This window comes from Rhodoplanes roseus (assembly GCF_003258865.1).
In the GTDB taxonomy this organism is placed as follows: domain Bacteria; phylum Pseudomonadota; class Alphaproteobacteria; order Rhizobiales; family Xanthobacteraceae; genus Rhodoplanes; species Rhodoplanes roseus.
The window spans coordinates 1-4,459 of record NZ_NPEX01000384.1 but is presented as its reverse complement, the minus strand read 5'-3'; the positions used below and the strand labels follow the sequence as shown (position 1 = coordinate 4,459).

The window sequence follows — 4,459 nt, the reverse complement described above, 5'->3', positions numbered from 1 at the left end:
GGCGTCCTTGCGGACGCCCCGCGACGCGTAACACCCATGACTCTGAACTCGTACTTGAGCGACGCGATCGGCGACGCGAGACCTTCAACCGACATCCAGAGGATCGTCGACCAAGGTAAAAATCGGCTTAATCCCGGGAGCGCACTGGCGCCTTAAATTGTCCTGGACCATATTCTCGGCCTGACCTGCGGCGTCCTGCCGGGCGGAAGTCACTGGCTGCGCGGCGAAACGCGCGAGCCGACGGAGCAAAGCGATGCGCTGGGATAACCTGCCTGAGAGCGACAATATCGAGGATCGTCGCGGCGAGGAGGGCGGCGGTCGCGGCGGCGGCTTCGGCATGCCGATGGGCATGGGCGGCGGCGGGCTGGGGATCGGCACCATCGTCGTGCTGGGCCTGATCGGCTGGGCGCTCGGCATCGATCCGCGCATCCTGATCGGCGGCGCCGAGATGGTGGGCGGTGGCCAGCAGCATCAGGCTCCGTCGCAGTCGAGCCAGCGCCACACCGGCGCGCCCGACGACCAGATGGGCAAGTTCGTGTCGCGGGTGCTCGGCAGCACCGAGGTGCAGTGGAAGGAGGTCTTCGCCAAGGACGGCAAGACCTATCGGGCCCCCGTGCTGGTGCTCTACAACGAGGTCACCACCCAGCCCTGCGGTGGACAGGCGCAGGCCGCGATGGGGCCGTTCTACTGCCCGGCCGACAAGAAGATCTATCTCGACACCTCGTTCTTCCGCGAGATCGAGCGTCGCTTCAAAGGCTGCGACGCCGGCTCCAAGTCGTGCCAGTTCGCCCAGGCCTATGTGATCGCCCACGAGGTCGGCCACCACGTCCAGAACATGCTCGGCATCCTGCCCAAGGTCCAGGAGATGCAGCAGGGCATGAGCAAGGTGGAGGCGAATCAGCTCCAGGTGCGGGTCGAGCTGCAAGCCGACTGCTTCGCCGGCGTGTGGGCGAACAAGTCCGACCAAAAGTGGAACCTGATCGAGCCCGGCGACGTCGAGGCGGCGATGCGCACCGCGGCGGCGATCGGCGACGACAAGCTGCAGATGCAGTCGCGCGGCCGCGTGGTGCCAGACTCGTTCACGCACGGCTCCTCGGCGCAGCGCCAGCGCTGGTTCGACATCGGCCTCAAGCAGGGCTCGGTTGCGGCCTGCAACACCTTCAGGGCTGCGAACTTGTGATACGACGCCCCGTGTTCGGCGGGCGCGACTCTCCGGGGCGCACGGCCCGGGCGCGGCCTCGCCACACGAGGACAGGCCATGATCGTCGAGATGGTGACGTTCGAGTCGCCGAAGGGGTGGGACCGCGCGCGCGTTCTCGCCGACGCCGAGACCACGATCCCGAAATGGAGCGCCAACCCCGAGCTCCTGCGCAAGCATTTCCTGCTCGGGATCGGCGAGACCGAGGGGACGGGCGCCGGCATCTACATCTGGCCGTCGGTCGAGGCGGCGCAACGCGCCCACGACGACGCCTGGCGCGAGACCATCAAGCGCCGCACCGGCGACTATCCGACGGTCCGCTACTTCGACCTGATGCTGCTGATCGACAACGAGCACGATCGCGTCACCGCGTGGGACGAGTCCGGTACGCCGCACGAGCGCATGCCGGCCTGAATCGCGGCGCGTTCTCCACCGTGTCGCGGCCTGCGCCGTTCCGGGCCGATTGACGCCCGCCGGGCCGGACGCCATCGTGCGCCACCGGCAGTGGGCCAGTGGGCCCGCGGTCCGGCCCGATGGAGAACCCCATGCCCGGCCTCGACGATTCGCGACAGTTCGTCCCGCTCAAGATCGCGGTGTTGACGGTGTCGGACACCCGCACGCCGGAGGACGACAAGTCCGGCGCGACGCTGGTCGAGCGGATCACGGCCGCCGGCCACACGATCGCGGCGCGCGGCATCGTGGTCGACGACGTCGCCGCCATCCGCAGCCGGGTCGAGACCTGGATCGCCGATCCGGAGATCGACGTCGTGATCACCACGGGCGGCACCGGCTTCACCGGACGCGACGTCACGCCGGAGGCGGTCGAGCCGCTGTTCGAGAAGCGCATGGACGCGTTCGCGAGCCTGTTCCTGCTCGTCAGCTTCCAGAAGATCGGCACCTCGGCGATCCAGACGCGCGCCACCGCGGGCGTCGCGCGCAGCACCTACGTGTTCTGCCTGCCGGGCTCGCCCGGCGCCTGCAAGGACGCCTGGGACAACATCCTGGTGCACCAGCTCGACTACCGCTATCGCCCGTGCAACTTCGTCGAGATCATGCCGCGCCTCGACGAGCACCTCCGCCGCCCCAAGTCCAAGGGCGCGACGGTGTGAGGGCTGTCGATCCGGAGTCCTGCTCGATCAGCTTGTGCAAGACCTGCCCCCCACCCCCGACCCTTCCCCGCCACGCACTGCGGGCGTGGGAGGAGGGGAGGCGAGGCGCTGCGGCTCCTCCCGCTCGCGAAGCGAGTGGTGGGGAGGGGGCTGGGGTGAGGGGAGCCCCGGGCGATGAAGCGGTTGTCGCGAGCGACTGATCAGCCGACGCCGTGAGACCCGGCCTGACGCCCCGGTCAGACCGACACCGACAGGTCCAGCTCCCAGGTCTCGCCCAGAAGGTCGTGCCCGAAGGCGCAGTGGGGCTCCTGGGTCACCAGGGTGAAGCCGAGCGAGGCGTAGAGGCCGCGCGCCTCGGTGAGGATGCTCTGGGTCCACAGGGCGACCGTCCGGTAGCCGCGGGCGCGGGCGAAGGCGATGCACGCCTCGACCAGCCGCCGGCCGATCCCCAGTCCGCGCGCCTCGGGCACCACCAGCAGCAACCGCAGCTTGGCGACGCCGTCGCCGCCGTCGACCAGGAACACGCTGCCGACCGGCACGCCGTCGCGCTCGGCGATCCAGCAGTGCTCTCGCTCGGGATTCCGGGTCTTCAGGAAGTCCGCGGCGATCTCGGCGACGAGCGCCTCGAAGCGCGGGCCCCAGCCCTGCTCGGCGGCGTAGACGGCGCCGTGGCTCGCCAGCACGAATCCCATGTCGCCCGCGCAGTGCGGCCGCAGCACCACGGCGGCCGGCTGGCCGTCCGCGCCGAGCGTCGTCTCGATGGCCCGCATCGCCCCGACCAGCCGCTGCTGGGCGGCGTCGGGAAGCGCCGTCAGCATCGCCGAGACCTGGTCCTGGGAGCGGCGGTCGAGCTCGGCGAAGGCGGTCGCGCCCGCGGCGCTCAGCGTCAGCAGGCTCTGCCGCCGGTCCTCCGGCGATGCGCTCTTGGCGACCAGGCCGGTCTTTTCGAACCGCTTGAGGATGCGGCTGAGATAGCCGTGGTCGAGGCCCAGCACCGTCGCCACCGCGGTCGCGGTCGTGCCGGGCGCCTGGGCCAGCTCGTAGAGCACCCGCGCCTCGGTCAGCGAGAACGGCGTGTCGACCAGCCCGTCCTGCAGCAGGCCGATGCGTCGCGTGTAGGCCCGGTTGAAGTGGCGGACCGCCTCGATCCGCGCCGCATTGGGGCGGGCGCGGGCGGAGGAGACCGGGATTTCGGGAAGAGCGGACGAGGCAGCGACGGACGGGGAAGCGACGGACGGGGACATGGGGCTATCTCCGGCAGGATGGCCGCCACGGTCACACGAATACTTGACCAAGTCAATTATTAGAGGGTGGCGTTTCAGCCCGGGTCGCCGGCGCCGGTGACGCCGCTGCGCAGCTTCACCAGTCGCCGCGTCCCGATCCGGCCCAACAGGGCGGATTCGGGGTCGTCGCCGTCCGCATGGCCGCCGAGGCTGTCGTAGAAGCGCCGGCCGATCAGTAGTCCCTGGTCGGGCGAGGGCCGAAGCCGCACCGCCTCGCGCAGCAGCGCCATGGCTTGGCCGGACAGCGTGGAGCCGGCGCGGCCGAGCGGCTCGGCGCGGAACACCGCGGCCGCCTCGACGATCCCGCGCCGCTCCGCGTCGTCGACGAATCGCGTCGCCTCCTCGACCCAGGCCGGGTCCGGCATGGCGCCGGGGCGCAGGAACAGCAGCCAGGAGGCCCGGGCGGCGGCCACGGCCTCGCGCAGCCGCACCGACAGCGGAGCCGTGGAGACCAGCACTGTGCAGCCGGCGATCTCGGCGACCTTCGCAGTGTCGTCCTGCGAGCCGCCGTCGGCGACGATCACCTCGCGGACCGTGCCGCTGACGGCCGCGCCGACCAGCACCGCGAGGGTACGGACCAACGCCCGCTCGCAATCGCGGGTCGGGATGACGACGCTCAGCATGGCCCTCGTGCCAGGTTCCCCGCAGCCACTATACTGATGCGGCACCGAAAACTCGATTCAATCCGAATGATTTCCGCGGCCCATGAGGGTGCCGGTCCTTATCGTTAATTGTTCTTGTTTTGTTCTTTTTGGTTGCTTATATTCCTCCCCATGAGCCCAGCCCCCGCCCTCCGACGCCTGCCCGATCCGGCCCGCATCGAGCCCCGCCCCGGTGCCGAAGCCGCCCATCATTCCGTCGCGCCGGAC

Annotated in this window: 6 protein-coding genes; 3 read left to right on the top strand and 3 right to left on the bottom strand. The window is 70.2% G+C overall.

Annotation, left to right across the window (positions count from 1 at the left end; all coding sequences use genetic code 11):
* Window positions 1-253 precede the first annotated feature (253 nt).
* The 3 genes from ypfJ to moaB all read left to right on the top strand — a co-directional run bounded on the left by ypfJ (window position 254) and on the right by moaB (window position 2,307).
* The gene (gene ypfJ, locus CH341_RS28640; protein ID WP_111422568.1) at window positions 254-1,180 is read left to right on the top strand and encodes a KPN_02809 family neutral zinc metallopeptidase; all 927 of its coding nucleotides are present in this window, start codon (window positions 254-256) and stop codon (window positions 1,178-1,180) included.
* A 78-nt stretch (window positions 1,181-1,258) separates the two neighbouring features.
* Window positions 1,259-1,612 carry a hypothetical protein gene (locus tag CH341_RS28635; protein ID WP_111422566.1) on the top strand — a complete coding sequence of 118 codons (354 nt, stop codon included), beginning with the start codon at window positions 1,259-1,261 and terminating at the stop codon, window positions 1,610-1,612.
* A 131-nt stretch (window positions 1,613-1,743) separates the two neighbouring features.
* Window positions 1,744-2,307, top strand: a complete 564-nt coding sequence (moaB, locus tag CH341_RS28630; RefSeq protein WP_111422563.1) for a molybdenum cofactor biosynthesis protein B — start codon at window positions 1,744-1,746, stop codon at window positions 2,305-2,307.
* A 236-nt stretch (window positions 2,308-2,543) separates the two neighbouring features.
* Here the strand turns inward: moaB and CH341_RS28625 are convergent, their stop codons facing one another.
* The 3 genes from CH341_RS28625 to CH341_RS35430 form a co-directional block, all read right to left on the bottom strand.
* Window positions 2,544-3,551 (bottom strand): bifunctional helix-turn-helix transcriptional regulator/GNAT family N-acetyltransferase, encoded by a 1,008-nt coding sequence (locus CH341_RS28625; RefSeq protein WP_111422559.1) that lies wholly within the window; start codon window positions 3,549-3,551, stop codon window positions 2,544-2,546.
* A gap of 74 nt (window positions 3,552-3,625) precedes the next feature.
* A complete protein-coding gene (locus tag CH341_RS28620) occupies window positions 3,626-4,213 on the bottom strand; it encodes a glycosyltransferase (protein ID WP_111422557.1) in 588 nt (195 codons plus the stop codon).
* A 57-nt stretch (window positions 4,214-4,270) separates the two neighbouring features.
* Window positions 4,271-4,459: hypothetical protein (locus tag CH341_RS35430; protein ID WP_210208658.1), on the bottom strand; the 189-nt coding region annotated here is incomplete at its 5' end.